The organism is Haloarcula sp. KBTZ06, assembly GCF_048595605.1.
GTDB lineage: Archaea > Halobacteriota > Halobacteria > Halobacteriales > Haloarculaceae > Haloarcula > Haloarcula hispanica.
The window spans coordinates 256342-276957 of record NZ_CP184340.1; the positions used below are offsets into that span (position 1 = coordinate 256342).

The 20616-nt window shown below is 57.7% G+C and carries 16 protein-coding genes; 13 read left to right on the top strand and 3 right to left on the bottom strand.

The annotated features are described in order from the left end of the window. Nucleotides 1–51 precede the first annotated feature (51 nt). Nucleotides 52–1755: a thiamine pyrophosphate-binding protein gene (locus ACNO8S_RS19530; protein WP_129754787.1), complete on the bottom strand. Its 1704-nt coding sequence runs from the start codon at nt 1753–1755 to the stop codon at nt 52–54. A 1189-nt stretch (nt 1756–2944) separates the two neighbouring features. Here ACNO8S_RS19530 and ACNO8S_RS19535 point away from each other — a divergent pair. From ACNO8S_RS19535 to ACNO8S_RS19585, 11 genes are all read left to right on the top strand, one after another. After that, entirely contained in the window at nt 2945–4150 is a 1206-nt protein-coding gene (locus ACNO8S_RS19535; RefSeq protein WP_420183128.1) for an ABC transporter substrate-binding protein, read from the top strand. A gap of 187 nt (nt 4151–4337) precedes the next feature. Beyond that, a complete protein-coding gene (locus ACNO8S_RS19540) occupies nt 4338–5456 on the top strand; it encodes a pyridoxal phosphate-dependent aminotransferase (RefSeq protein WP_008308436.1) in 1119 nt (372 codons plus the stop codon). 333 nt (nt 5457–5789) lie between these two features. Beyond that, a complete protein-coding gene (locus ACNO8S_RS19545; RefSeq protein ID WP_050036573.1) occupies nt 5790–6887 on the top strand; it encodes a branched-chain amino acid ABC transporter permease in 1098 nt (365 codons plus the stop codon). Further along, entirely contained in the window at nt 6884–8191 is a 1308-nt protein-coding gene (locus tag ACNO8S_RS19550; RefSeq protein ID WP_151148339.1) for a branched-chain amino acid ABC transporter permease, read from the top strand. Before ACNO8S_RS19545 ends, ACNO8S_RS19550 begins: the two co-directional genes overlap by 4 nt. Continuing rightward, entirely contained in the window at nt 8184–9011 is an 828-nt protein-coding gene (locus tag ACNO8S_RS19555; RefSeq protein WP_014030855.1) for an ABC transporter ATP-binding protein, read from the top strand. The genes ACNO8S_RS19550 and ACNO8S_RS19555 overlap by 8 nt, the downstream gene beginning before the upstream one ends. Further along, nucleotides 9008–9712, top strand: a complete 705-nt coding sequence (locus tag ACNO8S_RS19560; protein WP_014030854.1) for an ABC transporter ATP-binding protein — start codon at nt 9008–9010, stop codon at nt 9710–9712. The genes ACNO8S_RS19555 and ACNO8S_RS19560 overlap by 4 nt, the downstream gene beginning before the upstream one ends. A 681-nt stretch (nt 9713–10393) precedes the next feature. Then, entirely contained in the window at nt 10394–11542 is a 1149-nt protein-coding gene (pdhA, locus tag ACNO8S_RS19565; protein ID WP_050036575.1) for a pyruvate dehydrogenase (acetyl-transferring) E1 component subunit alpha, read from the top strand. Further along, complete coding sequence (locus ACNO8S_RS19570; RefSeq protein WP_050036576.1) at nt 11539–12555, top strand: alpha-ketoacid dehydrogenase subunit beta; 1017 nt, start codon at nt 11539–11541, stop codon at nt 12553–12555. Before pdhA ends, ACNO8S_RS19570 begins: the two co-directional genes overlap by 4 nt. Nucleotide 12556: 1 nt before the next feature. Beyond that, the gene (locus ACNO8S_RS19575; RefSeq protein WP_420183028.1) at nt 12557–14089 is read left to right on the top strand and encodes a dihydrolipoamide acetyltransferase family protein; all 1533 of its coding nucleotides are present in this window, start codon (nt 12557–12559) and stop codon (nt 14087–14089) included. Next, nucleotides 14089–15522, top strand: a complete 1434-nt coding sequence (gene lpdA / locus ACNO8S_RS19580; protein ID WP_420183029.1) for a dihydrolipoyl dehydrogenase — start codon at nt 14089–14091, stop codon at nt 15520–15522. Before ACNO8S_RS19575 ends, lpdA begins: the two co-directional genes overlap by 1 nt. Nucleotides 15523–17349: 1827 nt before the next feature. Further along, nucleotides 17350–17628, top strand: coding sequence for a DUF7576 family protein (locus ACNO8S_RS19585; protein WP_044952666.1), 279 nt, complete (start codon nt 17350–17352; stop codon nt 17626–17628). A gap of 81 nt (nt 17629–17709) precedes the next feature. On the opposite strand, the gene rdfA is transcribed toward ACNO8S_RS19585, so the two are convergent. Beyond that, nucleotides 17710–18324 (bottom strand): rod-determining factor RdfA, encoded by a 615-nt coding sequence (gene rdfA, locus ACNO8S_RS19590; protein ID WP_420183030.1) that lies wholly within the window; start codon nt 18322–18324, stop codon nt 17710–17712. Nucleotides 18325–18452: 128 nt separating this feature from the next. Beyond that, nucleotides 18453–19337 (bottom strand): universal stress protein, encoded by an 885-nt coding sequence (locus tag ACNO8S_RS19595; protein ID WP_420183031.1) that lies wholly within the window; start codon nt 19335–19337, stop codon nt 18453–18455. A 355-nt stretch (nt 19338–19692) separates the two neighbouring features. Here ACNO8S_RS19595 and ACNO8S_RS19600 point away from each other — a divergent pair, with 355 nt between their 5' ends. Then, nucleotides 19693–19983, top strand: coding sequence for a DUF211 domain-containing protein (locus ACNO8S_RS19600; RefSeq protein ID WP_420183032.1), 291 nt, complete (start codon nt 19693–19695; stop codon nt 19981–19983). A gap of 6 nt (nt 19984–19989) precedes the next feature. Next, nucleotides 19990–20571 (top strand): VIT1/CCC1 transporter family protein, encoded by a 582-nt coding sequence (locus ACNO8S_RS19605; RefSeq protein ID WP_420183033.1) that lies wholly within the window; start codon nt 19990–19992, stop codon nt 20569–20571. The last annotated feature ends 45 nt before the right edge of the window (nt 20572–20616 follow it).

Here is a 20616-nt window from a genome sequence, read left to right on the forward strand (position 1 = left end):
GTGTGTGTTCCGTGGTTGATTTATATTCTTTGCTAACCCGTGTCTGGGACGTCATTCGTGCAGTCCGCCGACTTCCTCGTAGAACGACGATTGGAGGGACTCGACCATCTCTTCGTCGCGGTCGATGCGGACGTCGATGACGAACGGGACATCGACGCTGGTCCCTTCGGCGAGTGCATCCCCGAGTTCAGCAGGCGTCACGGCTCGTGTCGCTTCAGCGCCGAACGCCTCGGCCGCTTTCACGAAGTCGGTGTCGTGGAACTCGACGCCAGCGATGTCGCCCGCCTCGTGTTGCATCTGACGGACCATCCCCAGGCTGGTGTCGTTGAGGACGACGAACGTGGGCGCGACGCCGTTCTCGACGGCTGTCTCCACACTCGTCATCGTCATCGTGAAGCCACCGTCGCCGGCGACGGCGATGACATCTTTCTCCGTCGTGATGGCGGCGGACACCGCGGCTGGCGTTGCCCATCCCATCGCGCCGACGCCACCGCTGCCGTAGTAGGTCCCGGTGTCCGGTGTCTGGAGGTAGTTCAGCAACCAGAATCGGTTGTTGCCCGAGTCTGCGGTCACGATGGTCTCCGAATCAACCACTGTCTCTATCTCTTTGACCGCCCGCTGTGGCTTGATTGGCGACGCGTCCGACTCGCATCTGGGGGCGTAAAACGACTCCTGCGCCGCGGCCGCACGGTCGCGCGCCCAGTCGTTTCCAGCGCTCTCGGGGAGGTTTGCCGCCAGGTCGTCGAGGCTCTGTGCGGCGTCACCGATGAGTGCAACATCTGCGGGGTAGACCCAGCCAGCGTTGCGTGTGTCGATGTCAGCGTGGATGATTGTCTGCTCGTCGGGTCGGATGAACTCCGGGGACTGCCAGTTCGTGTCCATCGGGTTCATGCGACAACCCACGACGAGGAGGACGTCTGCCTCGCTGACGACCTGATTTGCGCCCTCGTGCCCGAAGGAGCCGATAACGCCCGCGGCCAGGTCGTGGGTTTCGGGGAACGTGGACTTGCCGAGATAGGAGGTAGTGACGACGGCATCAGTAGCCTCAGCGACAGTTTCGAGCTGGTCGTAGGCGTCGGCCGCGTGAACGCCGTTGCCGGCGATGATGACCGGTCGGTCGGCCTCGCTCAGGGCTGTTATCGCTGTCTGGACGTCCTCGCGGGCCGGTCGCGATTCCCAGTTTTGCACCTGATCGTGACCGTCCCAGACCGGCGGAATCGGGTCTTCGGGCATCTCCTCGGTGACGGCATCGCCGTCGAGGATTATTGCCGTTGGCCCCGGCCGGCCGGCAGTCGCGTGTTTGAACGCGAGCTGGAGGCTTCGCACCGTCTCCGTCGGTGAGCGCGGGAACCAGTTTTCCTTGGTGTAGGCGTCGAGTGCTGACGGCAGGTCCAGCCCGCCGTAGTCACCGCGAGCCTGCTGGTACGGCGCGAGTGTGGAATAGTCGCCACGCTCGCTGGCCTCGGTGATAACGACCATCGGTGACGAAGCGAGCTTGCCCTCCATCTGGCCGATTGCGCCGAGGCTGCCGATCCAGGGGCCTTGCCCCGCGAGGACCCCGGGGTTGCCGGTGAGTCGCCCGTGCATTTCGGCCATGACGCTGGCTTCGCGCTCATCGCGTGGTCGGACCATCTCGACGTCGGCCTCCGGGACGTGATCGAGAATCTCGATGGCACGACCGCCGGGATATCCGAAGACGTACTCGACGCCTTGCTCGTCCAGTTCTTCGACAAGGCGCTTTCCTGTTTCAGTCATGGGTAGTGAATTTGAGAGTCATTATCGCGTTACGTCCCACTGTGGGTAACTCCCAAGATATAGAGTTTGGGGTCAACGTTGCACCAATCCCGGTGAACGGACGTACTATTCGGGGCCCTGCGAAACTCGATGTCCTGCCGCGGTGTTCAAGTAATTCGACAAAGTCATAGTACCAGTTTCTAGCGGACTCGGTCCTTTGACCGCTCGGATTCCTTGTTATTGCTCCCGAAAACTGTTCTAATAGTTAGAACAGAGTAAATTCCAGTGCAGACTCCCTAGATTCATATACTGACTGAAAGGATAAATTAGGAAAATTGTCGGTAAAGACCTTCTAAGTTTGACTTCACCTACTGAGTAAGACACCTGAACCTTGGAGTATTGGATACTACGGTTGGCGGATTACAGCGTTACTGTTGTAACAGCGTTTGTCGCACGATTTTCGCATAGTGTTACACTCATATAGATGTAACAGTACCCTGCTGTGCAGGCTCGGTTGTCATTGTCCTCATATCTTTGTTATTTACATCGACGAATAACCCTTCTTTGGAGCGGAACTATCGGTTCTTCAATGCTGTAGAGGCAGTAGCGGTTCTGGGGAGTCCGTAGCAGCTGGGGACTCATTCACCGAACTACATACCGAAGGTTCAGTGAGCGTGGCTGTGAGTCCGTTCGAATAATTCGAACCATTACGATCTACGATTGATTTATATACTAGAGTCCTCTGGATAGCTGCCTGTCCGAGCGGAGAGTGACGACTGATCGCCGAATTTGAGAGCCCATTCCGATACGAGAACCGGACTGCGCATTCGGTATGGCTAGTCCGGTGCTGGTGCTCGATTGGACGCTCAAACCAGCACTCTCGCATCGGCTACCCGTACCTATCTGGGCCAGAAGTGCGCTGTAACGGTTATAGGGTACGTCGAACGCCCTGTCGCCGACACCGTTCGTATGTTTCGAACGAGTATCGGCACTGGCGCGGTGCGCACACGACAGCGTTGACAATACAGGCACGTCTGTTGAGAGTCTTCTGCGTATCGCTGTGTTCGAGATCAGCTCGGATCGGACTCGTCCCTCTCAGGGCCCGTTTCGTCTCTGAGCAGAACCGCTTCGGTTCATAATAACGTTTATCACGAAAGATGGTGTCATGGGTAGTGTTGCGATGCACGATACAGTCAGCCGTCGAACTGTCATGAAGAGCATTGGTGCCGCAGGCGCTGTCGGACTTGCAGGCTGTTCGGCAGATGGTGGTGATGGTGGCAGCGAGAACACCATCAGCATGGGTATCCTAATGGGAGTCACAGGTGGATTGTCCGAAGTGGGTCCTGCGATTCGGGACGCAGCAGAACTAGCCGTAAAACAGGTCCGAGACGCGGACAACGGGTTCTCAGTCGATACGCAGTTTGAGAATACGGAGACCAAGCCCAGTCGGGGTGTGAGTGGTGCGGAAGCCCTCGTGAACGGTGGCTACCCGATGATTTGCGGGGGGTTGGCGTCATCGGTGACACTGCAGGTCGCGGAGAACGTCGCAATTCCGAACCAGACCGTGATGTGCTCACCATCGGCGACGTCGCCGGATGTCACGTCACTGGAGGATAACGACTTCGTGTACCGGACGCCCCCCACGGACAAGTTGCAGGGGTCACTGCTGGCACAGATAGCGGCCGAACGGCTCGAGAAGGAGAGCGCAGCTATCCTCTTTCTCAACAACGCGTACGGGAACGGCCTGTCGAACGGATTCACGAAGACGTTCGAGGAGGAGTACGGTGGTGAGGTCCTGAATCAGGTCTCGTACTCGGCGGGTCGGTCCTCGTACACCTCCCAGTTGCAGAACGTGCTTGACGGTGACCCGGAGACGCTCGTGATTATCGGCTATCCGGAGAGTGGGAACAAGATCTTCCGGAACTTCTACGAGAACTTCGACAGAGCGGACATGGATATCCTGGTGCCGGACGGACTCAGGGCCGATGACTTGCCCGGGAATGTGGGCCACGACATGACAAACGTTCGCGGGACCAATCCGTCCTCGGCCGGACCGGGGATCGAGTACTTCAGATCTGCATACGAGGAGGAGTACGGCTCTGCACCGGGACCGTTCAATCAGCAGTCGTTCGACGCCGCGGCAGTTCTGCTGCTGGCACGCGCGGCAGCCGGTGAAGACGACGGGACCGCAATCCGCGACCAAATGCGGGCAGTCACAGATCCCGGCGGCGAAACAGTCGGACCCGAAAACCTTGGAGAGGGTGTTTCGCTGGCGGCCGACGGGAACGAAATCAATTACCAGGGCGTCTCGGGCCCAGTCGAGTTCGACGACAACGGGGATCTGGCCAGCGCCGTGTACAACTACTTCAGGTACACGGAGGACGGCACAGAGAATATCGAACAGGTGGAGGTGTAACCGAAATACCACTGGTCTTTCTCCTCTGACTACAATTGCCCCTCAGGTACGACAGTCTAAGTGGATTTTGTACCATTGCCGTGGCTCAGATAGAACCTATTCATCATACTGTCTGGCAAGGTTGAAGCGACGGCACCTGTCGTACAACCGAAAGACTATAATCAAATACCGTTATACTCATGAACTGATGTCTCAGTACGCAGCACGCGTCGAAGAGATGGATATCAGCGGCATCCGAGAAGTCTTCGAGGCGGCAGGCGAAGACGCAATAAATCTGGGTCTCGGTCAGCCTGATTTCCCAACTCCAGAACACGCCCGGGAGGCAGCGACGAGTGCGATTCAGGATGGGATGGGCGACTCATACACGTCCAACAAGGGCATTCCAGAACTCAGAGACGCCATCAGTGAACGCTACGCCACCGACAACGGACAGGACATACCGCCCGAAAACATCATCGCCACTGCCGGCGCAAGCGAGGCGATTCACGTCGCCATAGAAGCCCACGTCCAGCCAGGTGACGAAGTGCTCTGCCCCGACCCCGGGTTTCTGGCCTACGAACAACTGGTGCTACTCGCCGGCGGCGAACCAAAGCGGGTCGAACTCAGAGATGACCTGACCCTCGACCCCGCTGCTGTGGAGGATGCCATTACGGACAACACGTCTCTGTTTATTGTTAACAGTCCTGCGAACCCGACCGGTGCGGTGCAATCGAAGCGAGATATGGCGGAGTTCGCGCGGCTAGCGGATGAGCACGAAGTCATTTGCCTCTCCGACGAGGTCTACGAGAAGATCGTCTTCGACGGTGAACACCACTCACCGGCGGAGTTCGCTAGCTCCGATAGGGTAATTCAGGCCAGCGCGTGCTCGAAAACGTACTCGATGACGGGGTGGCGGCTCGGGTGGGTGGCGGCCAGTTCGGAGCGAATCGAACGGATGTTACGGGTGCACCAGTACGTGCAGGCGTGTGCCAGTGCCCCATCGCAGTACGCTGCCGAAGCGGCGCTTACCGGCCCACAGGAACCGGTGCGAGAGATGGTGTCGGCCTTCGAGGAGCGTCGAAACGTGCTTCTCGATGGGTTGGAGGATATCGGCCTCGACACACCAGTGCCGAAGGGAGCGTTCTACGCGATGCCCCACGTCCCGGACGGGTGGACCCAGAAGATGCTGGACAACGACGTCATCGTGGTTCCTGGCGAGGCATTCGGGCCGAGCGGTGAGGGACAGGCGCGAATCTCGTATGCCACGAGCACAGCTGAACTGAAAGAGGCGCTGGAAGTGATGGGAACGGTCACGGATTCTCTGTAGCGCGCCAGCAGGGACTCGCGACTGACTTCGCCTTCCGGCAATCGGTTTCATATTTCTCGTCGTGGACATAGATACATATGCGCTTCAAGCAAGCACTGCCGAAGTCGGGAGCGTATGCGCCCGCGGTTGTGTACTGACCCCTGGTATCAACGCTGAACCCTGGTATCAACCCCTGCGGTTGCAAAGCTCGCCTGATTTAGTCACAATGTCTGACATATGTTGGACATTACCGTGTGTGATACTAGCATGAAACGGGCGTATATTTTCGGTTCCCTGTGATTCTATGACGATTTTACATCAAGATTTTTAACACTGGGTACAGAGCACGATAATATGGCGGCACGAGACTACTACAGCCGTGGACAGAATCTACTATACAACCGCCCAGTACTCGTTATATTCGCCGTTATCGGCGTGTTTCTCGTATTCGACATCCTTCGACAGTTAGGCACTGGAACAATCGTCGTCACAGACCTCATGAGTTATCTCTGGAACGGACTGGTGCTTGGGATGTCGCTTGGACTGGCCGGTGTCGGCCTCTCGATGACGTACAGTATCCTCAATTTCGCGAACTTTGCCCACGGTGACTTGATTACGAGCGGTGCGTTCGCCGGATGGGCGACGGCGTTTCTGGTTGCAGGGCTGGGTGAATTCTCTGCCGAAGCGCTCGTCCTCATCGGCGGCCCGATCGCAGTCGGTTCGAATGAGCTTGGAATAAACGTCGTCAATACCCCACTGGCGCTTTTGGCTGGATTGCTCGTCGCCGCGGCCCTCACAGCCGCCCTCTCGCTTTTGCTGGATCGAATCGTATTCAAACCGATGCGCAGTGCCGATGGCGTGACGCTGATGATCGCCAGTGTCGGCGTCGCACTGTTCCTTCGTAATTTCCTCACCTTTTCGTTCCTGACTGACAGTCGCGGGCTGACAGGCGGCAATATCCCCCAATTTACCATCGCGGGCGTCACGTTCGGTGGGCACCAGATTACGCTGGTCGTCGTCGCCGCACTCCTGATGCTCGGCACGCACATTCTGCTCCAGTACACCAAGATCGGCACGGCCATGCGTGCGATGGCCGCGAACAAAGACCTCGCAAAAGTCACGGGCATCCCAACGGAACGCGTCGTCAAGCTCACATGGATTATCGGCGGCGGGCTTACTGGGTGTGCAGGCTTTCTTATCGCGTTACAGCAGGGAACGCTCACAGTTACAATGGGGTGGGACCTGCTGTTACTGGTGTTCGCAGCGGTCATTCTCGGCGGTGTCGGATCGATCTACGGCGCAATGGTCGGTGGGGTCATCCTCGGCATCGCGAGTCGACTCGCACTCGTCTGGATCCCGGCTAGCTTCCTCCTGGTTGCGGCATTCGTCATTATGATCGTCATGCTGCTCGTGCGCCCGTCGGGTCTGTTCAGTGGGAGGACGACGGCATGAGTACGGGTTCCATTCAGGCGCGGGCTGAGGGCTGGCTTGGCAACAATGACGTGCGCCTGCTTGTCGCGCTTGCTCTCGCGATCGGGGGACTGTACGCGCTTTTCAGTGTCGTCCTCGGGTTCCAGCTGAACGGTACCGTCAACACGCTCCGTCGTGTCGCGTTCCTCTCAGCTATCTATGCCATGTTAGCGCTCGCACTGAACCTCCAGTGGGGGTACGCGGGCCTGTTCAATCTCGGTGCGGCCGGGTTCATGGCGATCGGTGTGTACACGATGGGGATACTGACCGCCCCAGTGACGGCCAGTCCGCCCGGCTTCGGGCTGCCGCTCCCGGTCGCCATTGTGGCTGCTATCCTCGTGACTGGGGTCGTCGGCGGCCTCGCAGCGTTGCCGGCGATCCGGCTTCGTGCCGACTATCTTGCCATCGTAACCGTCGCGTTCTCGGAGATCGTTCGCCTCACACTCCGTGCCCCGGAGTTCGCGAACACTCGCATTGCCGGCGTCGCATTCGGAACTGGCGGTGCGACGGGCCTGTCCCTGCCATCGAACCCGATCCGGATTCTCTTTTACACAGACCCGGCCGCAACAGCCCCAGCGCCCAATGCGCTGGGTGCGGCGATGTTCAGCGCCGTGGAACCACTGGGAATCGAGCAGACGCTGGTCATCGGCTGGGCGTACGTGGTCGTGCTGTGTCTCTGTCTCGGCCTCCTGTACTGGCTGATGATCCGTATCGGGAAGTCACCCTTCGGCCGGGTCCTCAAGAGCATCCGCGAGGACCAGCAGGTCACGCAGGCACTGGGGAAAGACACGCGCCTGTTCAAAATAAAGACCTTCGCGCTTGGCTGTGCGCTCATGGGCCTGATTGCCATCCTTTGGCGGCTCTCCGGAGGCTATGCATCGCCACGGATGTTCAAGCCGATACAGACGTTCTATATTTTCATTGCCCTGTTTATCGGCGGGACTGGCTCACCGACAGGAAGTATCGTTGGCGGTGCCCTGTTCGCGAGTCTGCTCTTCGAGGGACCCTCGTTCGTCCGCCGGGTCGTGGCAGAGTACCTCCAGCTCAGCAACGCCCCCGACACGCTTGTCGGTGCGCTTGCCGAGCTGGGGACCCTTGATGTCACGCCCCTGCTGGCCTATTCCGTGCAGGACGTGAGCATCTCCGCGCTCCGTCTCATGCTGTTAGGTATCGTCCTGGTGTATCTCATGCAACGGCATCCGGACGGGCTGCTTGGCCATCGAAAAGCAATCGCATCGAGCGTTGACCTCTCACAACAGGCGACTCGCGAGGACGACAATGAGTAAGAACGCACACTCAGCACGGAGCGACCAGACCCAAAAGGGACAGCAAGAGCAGATACTCAAAGTGGAGAACCTACGAAAGACGTTTGGCGGTATTACCGCTGTCGCCGACGTCTCTTTCCACGTCGAAAAGGGGTCGATCACCGGCCTGATTGGCCCGAATGGGGCTGGCAAGTCGACGACGTTCGACCTGATTACCGGTGTGCAACGGCCGGACGGGGGCGAAGTCGAGTTCAACGACACGGAGATAACGGGGTACCGGTCGGATCAGGTCGCAAACCAGGGCCTCGTCCGGACCTTTCAGATCGCACGGGAGCTATCGGAGATGACTGTGCTGGAAAACCTGCTGCTGGCACCACAGAACCAGGCCGGCGAAGCAGTCTGGCGAGCGGTCCTCCCGCGAGCCAGAACGAAGGTCGTCGAACAGGAAAAAGAGCTCCGGGAACAGGCCTGGGAGATGCTCGAACTGTTCGAGATCGAGCACGTCGCGCACGAATCCGCCGGCAATCTCTCAGGGGGCCAACGAAAGCTTCTGGAGATGGCGCGCGTGCTCATGACCGACCCCGAGATGGTGCTGCTGGACGAACCGCTTGCGGGAGTCAATCCGACACTCGAGGAGAAACTCATCGACCGGTTGCACACGCTCAAAGAGCGTGGCTACACTTTCCTCTTCGTCGAACACGACATGGACGTTATCATGAACAACTGCGATACGGTCATCGTTATGCACCAGGGGAGCGTTCTCACCGAGGGGCAACCGGACGCGGTGAAAAACAATGAGAAAGTGCTTGACGCCTACCTCGGAGAAGAGGTGAAAATATGAGTTTGCTGTCAGTACAGCAACTGGACGCCGGCTACGGTGACCTGCAGATCCTCACAGACGTCGATATGGAAGTCGGACAGGGTGAGTACATCACCATCGTCGGCCCGAACGGCGCAGGTAAGTCCACTGTGATGAAGTCAGTGTTCGGACTGACGACGTACATGGGGGGCGAGATCGTATTCAATGATAGGGACATCGCTGGCGAACAGCCGGAAGATATCATCTCGTATGGGTTGAGTTTCGTCCCCCAGAGCAACAACGTGTTCGAGCCGCTGACGGTCACGGAGAACCTCAAGATGGGTGCATACACGCTGGACCAGTTTCCCGAAGAGCGGCTACAGGCGGTTTACGACCGGTTCCCGATACTGGAAACGCGGTCAGAACAGAAGGCGGGTACACTTTCAGGCGGCCAACAGCAGATGCTTGCGATGGGCCGTGCGCTCATGCTCGACCCTGATCTGTTACTGCTTGACGAGCCCAGTGCAGGCCTCGCACCGGACCTCGTCGACGAGATGTTTGACCGCATCGACGAGATCAACGACGCCGGAACCGCCGTCCTCCTCGTCGAGCAAAACGCCAAAGAGGCATTGCGGCGGTGCGACCGCGGCTACGTCCTTGTGCAGGGACAGAACCGACACGAAGACAGTGGTGAAGCACTTCTCAACGACCAGCAGGTTCGCGAGGACTTCCTCGGCGGGTAGTCTCTGTACCCAGGACTGGCTTGGAGACTGCTTTTTGCCACAGGAAGGCGCCGACGCGAGATACTGTACGGGCCGTCGAGCCGGCACGGGCTGTTGAGTCCTTGACGGCCCATAATCAGCGAACGGATTGCCACACTGCAGCCCCGGATTCAGTGAAGTTGTAGATATTTGAACGTATTTAGTTCTTCACAGCACCTCGTTATATCGACTTATCCGTATTACCGTCTGAATATATGTTGTGTTACAATCATCACAAGATAGGGAAGGTAGATATAATAGTCAAATATGTTGTACTTGTTGCTGTCTCTACGTCCCTTTGGCCCAGTAACTGTCACCGCTCATACCGGGATAGCTACTGTGGCGTGTGAACGAGTGTCGCACAAACAATAAGTATCTACCATGTCAGTCTCCACATATGCATCCGGGCTTGAACCCTATCGCCTGCCCTGCAGGTCAGCTGTCCCGGCAGTTAATGGATTGGGCACTGCCCTCTTCCACAGCTACATTTTTCACATTTTCGACATTTAAACTGGCGTAGACTGCCAGCGCACAGGTGGTCCCTGTGCCCGGTGGAAAACGCCAGCCTTGAACACGCTCGGGGAGCCGTACTCAGCGGCTGTTCGGGTTATCAGGGTCTGTTGAGGGAGCGTCTGTCGAATACAAAAAACATCATCGAAAACAATGAACATGAAAAACGAAGCAGGAAGCAAGGACGTGCCAGCGGCCGTCAGAGAAGACTCGGATCTAGTCCAGGTACTGGATGCTGAAGGAAATGTCTTACCACAGGCGTCTGTTCCGGACATTTCAGACAGGCAGTTACTTGAGTTGTATGAGACAATCAAGCTCGCTCGTCACTTCGACCAGCGGGCGATCAGCTTCCAGCGACAGGGGCGGCTAGCGACATACGCACCAATGACGGGCCAAGAAGGGTCACAGGTCGCCACGAGCCTGGCACTTGCCGAGCAGGACTGGTTGTTCCCGACCTACAGGGAGCACGCGGCGAAGTACGCCCACGGGATGGACCTTGCATCCCTTTTCGAGCCACTGAGAGGCTATCGAGAGGGATACGCGATCCCCGACGACGTCAACGTGATGCCGGAGTATATTCCGATTGCGACCCAGGTTCCACAGGCCATGGGAATGGCGTGGGGACACAAGCTACAGGGAAAGACCGATACGGCCGTCCTGTGTCACCTCGGTGACGGTGCGACCTCCGAAGGCGACTTCCACGAAGGACTGAACTTCGCTGGGGTGTTCGACGTCCCCGCTGTGTTCGTCTGTAACAACAATCAGTGGGCGATTTCGGTCCCCCGCGAGCGACAGACCGCGAGCGAAACCATCGCTGAAAAGGCACAGGCATACGGTATCGACGGCGTTCGAGTCGACGGGCTGGACCCGCTGGCGGTCTACAAAGTCGCCAGTGCGGCACTGGAGAAAGCCCGGAATCCGGGTCCCGGAGAGCTACGCCCAACGCTTATCGAGTCCGTCCAGTATCGCTTCGGTGCGCATACCACTGCGGACGACCCGTCCGTTTACAGAGACGAATCGGAAGAAGAGGCCTGGCGCGACCGCGACCCCGTGGACCGCATTGAAACGTACCTGTACAACGAGGGCATCCTCGATTCCGACCTTGAGAGTGAGATCCAGGACAGTATCGAACAAGAAGTCAGCGAGGCGATAGAAACGGCGGAGCAGACAGAGACGAGTCCGGACAACATCGTCGAGCATGTGTACGAGGACGTTCCAGCGCGGCTCGAAGAACAGCGGGACGAACTGAACCGGCTGCGCGAGAAGTATGACGACGGCGCGTTCTCGGAGGTGCTGGAATGAGTTCGACAGCCAGTACGCAGACGGGGCAAAACGCACAGCGTCTCACCCTCGTGGAGGCGATACAGGACGGACTGTACACGGAAATGTCGCAAGACGATAGCGTCGTCGTTCTGGGCGAAGACGTCGGGAAGAACGGCGGTGTTTTCAGAGCAACCGACCAGCTATACGAGGAGTTCGGCGAAGACCGCGTCATCGACACGCCACTGGCAGAAGCCGGAATCATCGGGGCTTCGATTGGACTCGCCCAGACCGGCATGAAGCCTGTTCCCGAGATGCAGTTCATGGGCTTCATGTACCCCGCGTTCGACCAGATCGTCAGTCACGCTGCGCGCCTCCGGAGCCGTAGCCAGGGGCAGTACTCGGTGCCGATGGTGATACGGGCCCCATACGGCGGTGGGATTCGCGCCCCAGAACACCACTCCGAGTCAAAGGAAGCGTTCTTCGTGCATGAGCCCGGCCTCAAGGTCGTCTCACCGAGCACACCCTACGATGCGAAGGGGCTCCTGGCGGCGTCCATCCACGACCCGGACCCAGTCATCTTCCTGGAGCCGAAGTTGATCTACCGCGCCTTCCGTGAAGATGTCCCGACGAAACCGTATGAAGTGTCGCTGAGTGAGGCTGCTGTCCGGCGGGAGGGAAGCGATATTTCAGTCTATACGTGGGGAGCAATGACCCGGCCCGCCCTGATCGCTGCGGAGAACCTCAGCCAGTCAGATGGCATCGAGGTCGAGGTCATCGACCTGCGGACCCTGTCACCCCTCGATGTAGCGACGATTACGGACTCGTTCAAAAAGACCGGCAGAGCCGCGATTGTACACGAAGCACCGAAGACCGGCGGACTGGGGGCGGAAATCGCAACGACGATTCAGGAAGAAGCGCTCGTTCATCAGGAAGCGCCAATCAAACGAATCGCCGGCTTCGATGCCCCCATGCCGCTCCATTCGCTGGAGGATTACTATCTGCCACAGGCGGTCCGTATCCAGGACGGCATCCGCGAAACAGTCGATTTCTAACATGGTCCGTGAATTCGAACTCCCCGATGTCGGTGAAGGCGTCGCCGAGGGCGAACTGCTTCGCTGGCGGGTTGCGCCGGGCGACGCAGTTTCGGAAGACCAGCCAGTAGCGGAAGTCGAGACCGACAAAGCCGTCGTCGACGTCCCGTCCCCCGTCGACGGTGTTGTCGAAGAACTCCGTGCCGCGGAAGGTGAGACAGTCCCAGTCGGTGACGTGATTATCGTCTTCCGGGTCGAAGGGGAAGCCGAACCGGACGGAACTGAAACGCCTGCAGACGACGCCACTGCGGACAGCGGGTACCAAACCGACGACGAAGCACCAACACAGCCAGTCGAAGATACGCAGTCAGAACCAGCGGTGACACAGCGCGTCCAGGTCGCCGCTCCGCCGTCTGTGCGGCGTCTCGCCCGTGAACTGGGCGTCGATATCTCCAGCATTGCGGACTCGTCTCCGGGACGTATAACGGAGTCGGATGTCCGCGCGTACGCGAACACGGACTCTCACTCCTCGACGCAGGCGCAGTCAAACCAGCGGACCGCTGCTGCAGAGCGACAAAAACAGCAGGCAACTTCGACGCAGTCTGTCAGCCCAGTTCAGGCGAGAAAAACGGCAGACCGGGAGACGACGGTGGCCGTCCCGAAGACCAGACACGTCGCAGCCGAGGAAGGGGTCGATCTCGACAATGTCCCTACTGATGAACGAAAGGACGGAGAACCCTTTGTCACGCTCGAAGCGGTCCGAGAGTACGCAAAGGCCCAACAGCAGGCACAGAAAAAGGATCAAGAAGCGGTAGCCGAGAGGGCAGCGGCTGACGAGCCGGCGCGCCCGGAGTCTCGGACGCCGTACAACGGGATCAGGCAGACGATCGGAGCCGCGATGACGGAGTCGAAATATACGGCCCCGCACGTCACCCATCAGGACGAGGTCGACGTGACTGCGCTGGTCGACGCTCGTTCGAGCCTCAGACAGGAGGCCGAGGAGCACGATATACGACTGACGTATATGCCGTTCGTGATGAAAGCGTGTGCCGCGGCCCTGCAAGAGAACCCACAGGTAAACGCCTCCCTCGACGAAGCAAACGAAGAAATCGTCGAAAAGGAGTATTACAACATCGGTGTCGCAACGGCGACTGATGCCGGGCTGCTGGTTCCCGTTGTCGAGCACGTTGATGCGAAAGGCCTGCTCGAAGTCGCATCGGAAACCAACGAAAAAACCCAGAGAGCGAGAGAACGGAGTCTTTCGCCGGAGGAGATGCGTGGCGGGACGTTCACTATCTCGAACATCGGCGGCATCGGCGGGGAGTACGGAACACCGATCATCAATCAGCCGGAAAGCGCAATCCTGGCACTGGGAGAGATCAAAAAGAAGCCACGGGTTGTCGAAGCCGATGGTGAAGAGACGATAGAACCCCGTCATGTGATGACACTATCGCTGTCGTTCGACCACCGAGTGCTCGACGGCGCAGACGCCGCACGGTTCACGAACTCCATACAGAAGTACCTGCGAAATCCAAACCTGCTATTACTAGAATAATGGTCGTCGGAGATGTCACTACCTCGACTGACGTACTGGTTATTGGCGCGGGCCCCGGCGGATACGTCGCCGCAATCCGCGCTGCACAGCTTGACCTCGATATCACTCTCGTTGAAAAAGGAGCGTACGGGGGAGCCTGTCTCAACCGTGGCTGTATCCCCTCTAAAGCGCTGCTAAACGGTTCAGAACTGGCATCGGAGGCGGGCCAGGCGGAGGAACTGGGGATTTACGCGGACCCAACAGTGGCGCTCGACGAGATGATGAGCTGGAAAGACGGCATCGTCGACCAACTAACGAGCGGTATCGAGCAACTGTGTACGGCAGCCGGCGTGAATCTGTTAAAAGGGACTGCCGAATTTGCTGCTGAGAACAAGATCAGAATCGTCCATCAGGGAGAGGGGCAGGGCTCTGAATCGTTGAAATTCGACCACTGCGTCATCGCAACGGGGTCCCGGCCGATCGAAATTCCGGGGTTCGACTTCGATGACGAGCGCATCGTCTCCTCCGACGGCGCTCTGAACTTCGAAACGGTACCCGACGAACTCGTCATCGTCGGAGCCGGATACATCGGCATGGAGCTAGCGACAGTCTACAGCCGACTCGGGAGCGACGTCTCGGTAATTGAGACCCTAGAGCAGGCGCTTCCCGGCTATCAGGAGGACATTGCCTCGATAGTCCGACAGCGAGCAGCGCGTCTCGGCGTCGACTTTCACTTCGGGTACACGGCGGACAGCTGGGCAGAGTCGGACGGTAAAGCCGTCCTGACTGCTGTCCCTGCCGACGAGGCGGCGCACGATAGCGATATCGAACTCACTGCTGACAGAATACTCGTTGCCGTCGGCAGACGCCCAGTGACTGACACGCTCGGTATCGAAGCTGCCGGCATCGAAACCAATACTCAGGGGTTCATTCCAACGGATAGCAGATGTCGGACGAACAAGGAGCACATTTTCGCGGTCGGCGACGTGGCGGGTGAGCCGATGCTGGCACACAAGGGCTCGAAAGAGGGGGAAGTCGCAGCGGAAGTAATCGCTGGCGAGCCCGCTGCGGTCGATTATCGGGCACTCCCGGCTGCGGTGTTCACCGATCCGGAAATCGGAACCGTCGGGCTGACGGAGGACGAAGCTGCGAACGAGGGTATTACCCCAGTTACAGGTGAGTTCCAGTTCCAGGCGTCTGGACGGGCACTAACAGCGAACCGGCCAGAGGGCTTTGTCCGAATTGTCGCCGCAAAAGAAACCGAACGTGTGATCGGTGCACAGATCGTCGGTCCGGAGGCATCCGAGTTGATCGCAGAAATCACAGCCATGATCGAAATGGGTGCAAAGCTTCAGGACATCGGCTCCACCGTCCATACGCATCCAACATTAAGTGAAGCGGTAATGGAAGCCGCACAGAATGCGAGAGGAAAAGCAGTACACAGACAAAACTGACTGGTCGATATTGACTCATCAGAAACCAGATCTACGACCAAAACCGTTGAATATACAGCCAGCTATGGCCTATCCGATACTGTTTACTGAAACGAAACAACAACTCGGGAATAGAACCCTCGCTGAGCGACCGCTACGTTCTTTTCTGGGTATAGATTGAAGCTATAGTCGCCATTGAAAATCAATGTCCACCTGATCGAACGACGGCAGTGCGGTCAGTGTGTACCTCGTTTCAATTGTTACTGTAGTCTCCAGCGTCGGACAACAGATACGTTCCAGATTCAGTCGTTCGCGACTGTTTGGCTTGCGGCACCGTCACTGGCACTCAGTTTGCTCTCCTCTTCTTCGGGTCTCGGTACGTCTGTTGGAAGGTTTTCGTACAGAATTCCTTTGCTTGCGTTGTAGCATGTCATGCAATGACATGGCTGATGGACTTACATAAAACCGTCCCTTATTCTGTACCGCCGAATATTAATATTCCGAGGATGTTTATATATTGACCAATTTTCCAGAACGAGGTTATAGAGTATTTGTTTGGATTCGGTGTCGATGTGGATATATACGACCTGTTTTTTGCGCTGAAAGTTCAGCTACTGTCTCGTATGCTATCACTTCCTGTCATCTGTCTTTTCTATGCTGTCGGATACAATCCAAAAATCTTGGATTATATACTATCTCGTTGTAGACCTAATATTTGTTCTGATCGCAATCCAAACAGGTATGTTAGATATCTGGGTATTGTGATGTCATGCATTCCTCTTCACAGAAGAAATGCTCCGTTATCTCTCCGTCCGGATCACGTATCGTAACCCCGCTGAACTTCATCTGTTCGCTGATCACTTGTCCACAGTAATCACAGCGGTAGTTCGGTGACCCACCGACCAAGACCCGAGTTGACTTGTTTTGGATATTCAGTTCGGCAGCGGCCGTGTTGCCGCTGGCTTCCATAGCGCACCGAGCAGTTGCTAGTGACTGCTCCGCCTCAGTTTGTTCATTCATCGTTTGTATCGATTCGTTGTTGACAGGGGTCGGACTCGTTCCGTCGACTGTTACACATTACTCTGGATCGCTCTTGTCGCTTTACCGACGTTTTCCGCCTATGCCGGGTTACTGCCCGGACTAGGGTGGGCTACGTGGGTTACCGGGGAGAAAGTGTAAAAAACGTATAACCGGAGGTTACAGCCGCTAATTGGCTCGCTTTCCGGGGCGGTTCTACCGTTCTAGTACCCGGTTCCATACCTCCCAGTACGGAACTTCCGTATTTAATCATTTGGTTAGTCCCTATTAGCTTCGCCACTGAGACGGGTGCGCTCACAAACTCGAAGCAAGCTATAGTAGCCATTGAAAATCAATGCACACCTGATCGCACGACAGCAGTGCGATCAGTGTATACATCGTTTCAATTGGTACTATAGATGTCTTAGAGTGATGACCGCTGCAGGCCCCGGCTACGTTGTGCAGCCTCGCTGGACTCACAGGTTTGGGCCAGTTATTTTCGTTGGATGTGAACGCCACTCACGGAACTATTAAGTGAACATCCATTAAAGATAAGGACATGAACCCGGGCGCTGACTGTACGGCTTGGCAGGCAAGCCCGCTGTCCCGGCACTTGATCGGTGCAGGCCCCCTCACATCCGGTTTTACGTTTTTTACATTTTTCAAATTTTAAACTGACGTAGACCACCACAGTGCGGGCAAACGCCGGCACACAGGTGGAAAACGTCGGTCCTGGCTGGTTCCCAAACACCAGCCGACGGTTTTCGGGTCGCGATGACCCATCTCACGAAGCGCTGCGACACCAACTACAAACCCATAATCAGCGACATCATGAACGCACAAAACACGCAGGAGTACCGTAGCCAACAATCAGCAGACATCGCAAACGCGGACCGAGCGCGGAGTGCTGCCCCCGAAAGCGTTGAGAGCCAATCTATCAGGGTCGTAATTAGCTCGATTGAAACGCGACACTGCGATCACTGCGGCGCATCAATTGACGACAACGTCCGGTATCGTAATGTCACGACCAGAGATAGTGCTGGCAACGTCTCGGAATACGCGTTCTGCGGTGTCGACTGTAAGACCGCTCGGTTCCCGAGGCTCGGCTGACCGCCGGCTGGCGTGGCGCATTGTCGGTTTACAGGACCATACTGGGATTTTGGCGTCGGTTCGATAATACGGTCCGAGTCCTCACGCGGATTGACAGTCGCAGCCACCCTGTTCCAGAAACGCTACAATATCGTAGCTATGGCCGCAGTCCTCACACAGCACCTGCACCTCGTTGATGACGTTGAAATCGCCTGCCGAGATGGCGTCGTTCTTTTCGAGGCTCTCGATAGTCTGCCTCGTTACAGCGGTGGTTCGGCCCCGAAGCCGCTGTATTGAGTCGATGGCGTTTTCTTTCCGTTCTGCGGGCGTCCGCTCGGGTCGGGCCGCCCCACGGTCGTTCTTGAGATAGCGATACACCGTCTGGTGGGAGACAAAGTCGTCCATCACCGATTCAATATCGACCCCGCTCTGTTCGAGACGGGAGCGTATGAGCGGGGCGTCCGCGTCATCTTCGCGAAGTGATTGATAGACCTGCTGGATGTCGCCACTCAGTGTCGGTGCGTCGCTCCCTCCGATGGCGGACTCGAGCACCGACTGATTGAAGTAGTCCGCAAGGTCTCGGGTACTTTCTTCCTCCCCGTCGGCGCCGACCCACCGATCTTCGAGTTCTGCACCCATCCCGACAAGATCGTATTTTCGAATTACGGCATCCACCTTGTTCGTTCCCCCTCCGGACTGTGAGTCGTCTGCGGTCATGATCCGATTTACATGAACGCCATAGTTACTAAACACTCCCGCATATCGGGAGGTTTGGCGAGGTCCCTCATGCGGAGAGCTTTATCAGGCCCGTGCTCTGGTATGTGTCGGCCGATTCACGGACTGAACTACTCATTTGATGCGGATTCAGGCTCGCGAACCCACGCCACCGGAACTGGGGACTGCCGGACGATTTTGGCGCTGACACCACCCATGACGTACCTGCTGAAGTCAGTCTGTCCGTGGGTCCCCATGATCGCGAGATCGACTTCGTTCTCGTCGATGTAGTCGCAAATCACCTTCGAGGGGGTCCCGTGTTCGATGACGCTGGTGATCGAGTTGAGCGACGTCTCCTCGACTTTCTCAGTCGCTTCGGCCAGAATCTCATTTGCCCGCTCGGTCAACTCCCCTTCTTTCAGGACGGAGCGTGCATCCGGTCCGAGACCGCCGGTCTCGACAACGTGAAGCAGGTGGAGCGTTGCTCCCGTCGCCTTCGCGACATCGATCCCCTCTGCCACTGCGAGTGCTGCGCCACGGCTTCCATCCGTCGGGACGAGGACGTGCTTGGGGGGATACACGAGTGGTCGATCTTCGGCAGGGTTGACCGCAACGACGGGAACCGCTGCCGTATTGATGACGCGTTCGGTGACGCTTCCGAGCAGGATCCGCTTGAGCCCGCGCCGTCCGTGCGTCGGCATAACGATGCAGTCGATGTCGGACTGTTTGCTGTAATCGACTATCGTCTCGTGCGGGTCACCCTGGAGGACTGCAGAGACGACAGGAACGCCTTCATCTTTCGCAGACTGTGCGGCTTCCGCCACGATTCGCTCCCCTTCTGTTTCGAGAACGTCGATGACCTCTCCACGAATCGTGGTGACGCTGTCTCGGCCAGTGTCGGCGACGTTGATGACGTGAATCGTCGCCTCGTGTTCGACTGCGATCTGTATTGCGTACTCAAGGACCGATTCTGCGGCGTCACTTCCGTCGGTTGGGAACAGGATAGTGTCGTACATAGTGGCGTGCTGGACTGTGGATCAGCTATCTGGGTTGCGGAGGGCGTGCCGGGCTGTCCGTAGGCGGGTCCCTATTTTCGCACTCCCTGATTGCGGCTTCTGCGTCCTCGCGCGCTCTGTGCCGTTGCCTACGCATCAAAGCACTCGCGCCGGTATGTGTTTCAGAGACATTGTATTCGGAGGCTGTGTGGCGGACTACGCAGTGACGTCTAATAATATCTCGCCTACCGAAGCTCTCTCCAGCCATCTGTGGCTGGGACACACAGCGGATTGCTCTACGCCCCACCAGGGCTGGCGCGTCGACAGGACGGTGCTGACACACATTTTTAAGCCAATCCCCCCACCGTATTGAGATATGGCAGCAGTCCGACGCCTCGTTATCGATGTACTGAAACCCCACGATCCGCCCCTGCTGATGTTCACCGATCAGCTGGCCGAAATTGAGTGCGTCGAGGGCATCACTTCGTCTCTGATCGAACTAGATCAGGAAGTGCAAAACGTCAAGCTCACGTTCGAAGGCGAAGAGCTGGACTTCGAGGCAATCGAAGAAACGATCGAAAACCTCGGCGGGTCAGTACACTCTGTGGACCAGGTTGCCTGCGGTGACAGCGTCGTGACGGACCGACGGACGTTACAGGATGCCTGACGCGCCGTGACGTCCATTCGACAACTCCTCAGGCGTCTTCTCGGGAAGGACGACGTCCTCGCAATCTCGCGCCGGTACTTCATCTCGAACGGCTTCGACGGGACGCTGACGTGCATCGGCATCATCGTCGGCGCTGTCCTTTCGGGAGTTACAGATGGTTCCACCGTCATCAAAATCGGACTGGGCGCGGCAGTCGGTCTCGGGACGTCTGCGGTCTGGAGCGTCTGGGAAATCGAACGTGCCGAAACCCGGGCCGAAATCAGACGTATCGAGCGAGCGATGCTCAAAGACCTCGACGATACCCGCGTTCAACGCGACCAGAGCGGTGCCCGCTTCGTACACGCCATGATGAGCGGCCTGGGGCCACTCATCGGGGTTCTGATTCCACTGACCCCGTTCGTTGTCGCGGGGACCGTTGTCACAATGGTAGAAGCAGCACTCATTTCGGTCGGCCTGGGTATCGGTGTGTTGGGTGCGTTCGGCGCTTACATGGGCTCGATTTCGGGTCAGCGGTGGTACGTTGCCGCAGCGCGGATGGGACTCGCCGGCTTGGTCGTCGCAATTCTTAATCTCTTTCTTCCGGGGTGAGAGACCGCGACTCCGTTCTCACTGGAGGGCAAATCCCAACTTGCT

Excerpts from the sequence above, each read along its gene's own strand:
- lpdA (WP_420183029.1), top strand. The coding sequence starts at position 14,089 with ATGGTCGTCGGAGATGTCACTACCTCGACTGACGTACTGGTTATTGGC.
- ACNO8S_RS19530 (WP_129754787.1), bottom strand. The coding sequence starts at position 1,755 with ATGACTGAAACAGGAAAGCGCCTTGTCGAAGAACTGGACGAGCAAGGC.
- ACNO8S_RS19600 (WP_420183032.1), top strand. The coding sequence starts at position 19,693 with ATGGCAGCAGTCCGACGCCTCGTTATCGATGTACTGAAACCCCACGAT.
- ACNO8S_RS19595 (WP_420183031.1), bottom strand. The coding sequence starts at position 19,337 with ATGTACGACACTATCCTGTTCCCAACCGACGGAAGTGACGCCGCAGAA.
- ACNO8S_RS19570 (WP_050036576.1), top strand. The coding sequence starts at position 11,539 with ATGAGTTCGACAGCCAGTACGCAGACGGGGCAAAACGCACAGCGTCTC.
- pdhA (WP_050036575.1), top strand. The coding sequence starts at position 10,394 with ATGAACATGAAAAACGAAGCAGGAAGCAAGGACGTGCCAGCGGCCGTC.
- ACNO8S_RS19540 (WP_008308436.1), top strand. The coding sequence starts at position 4,338 with ATGTCTCAGTACGCAGCACGCGTCGAAGAGATGGATATCAGCGGCATC.
- rdfA (WP_420183030.1), bottom strand. The coding sequence starts at position 18,324 with ATGACCGCAGACGACTCACAGTCCGGAGGGGGAACGAACAAGGTGGAT.
- ACNO8S_RS19550 (WP_151148339.1), top strand. The coding sequence starts at position 6,884 with ATGAGTACGGGTTCCATTCAGGCGCGGGCTGAGGGCTGGCTTGGCAAC.
- ACNO8S_RS19545 (WP_050036573.1), top strand. The coding sequence starts at position 5,790 with ATGGCGGCACGAGACTACTACAGCCGTGGACAGAATCTACTATACAAC.
- ACNO8S_RS19555 (WP_014030855.1), top strand. The coding sequence starts at position 8,184 with ATGAGTAAGAACGCACACTCAGCACGGAGCGACCAGACCCAAAAGGGA.
- ACNO8S_RS19560 (WP_014030854.1), top strand. The coding sequence starts at position 9,008 with ATGAGTTTGCTGTCAGTACAGCAACTGGACGCCGGCTACGGTGACCTG.
- ACNO8S_RS19535 (WP_420183128.1), top strand. The coding sequence starts at position 2,945 with ATGAAGAGCATTGGTGCCGCAGGCGCTGTCGGACTTGCAGGCTGTTCG.
- ACNO8S_RS19585 (WP_044952666.1), top strand. The coding sequence starts at position 17,350 with ATGAACGCACAAAACACGCAGGAGTACCGTAGCCAACAATCAGCAGAC.
- ACNO8S_RS19575 (WP_420183028.1), top strand. The coding sequence starts at position 12,557 with ATGGTCCGTGAATTCGAACTCCCCGATGTCGGTGAAGGCGTCGCCGAG.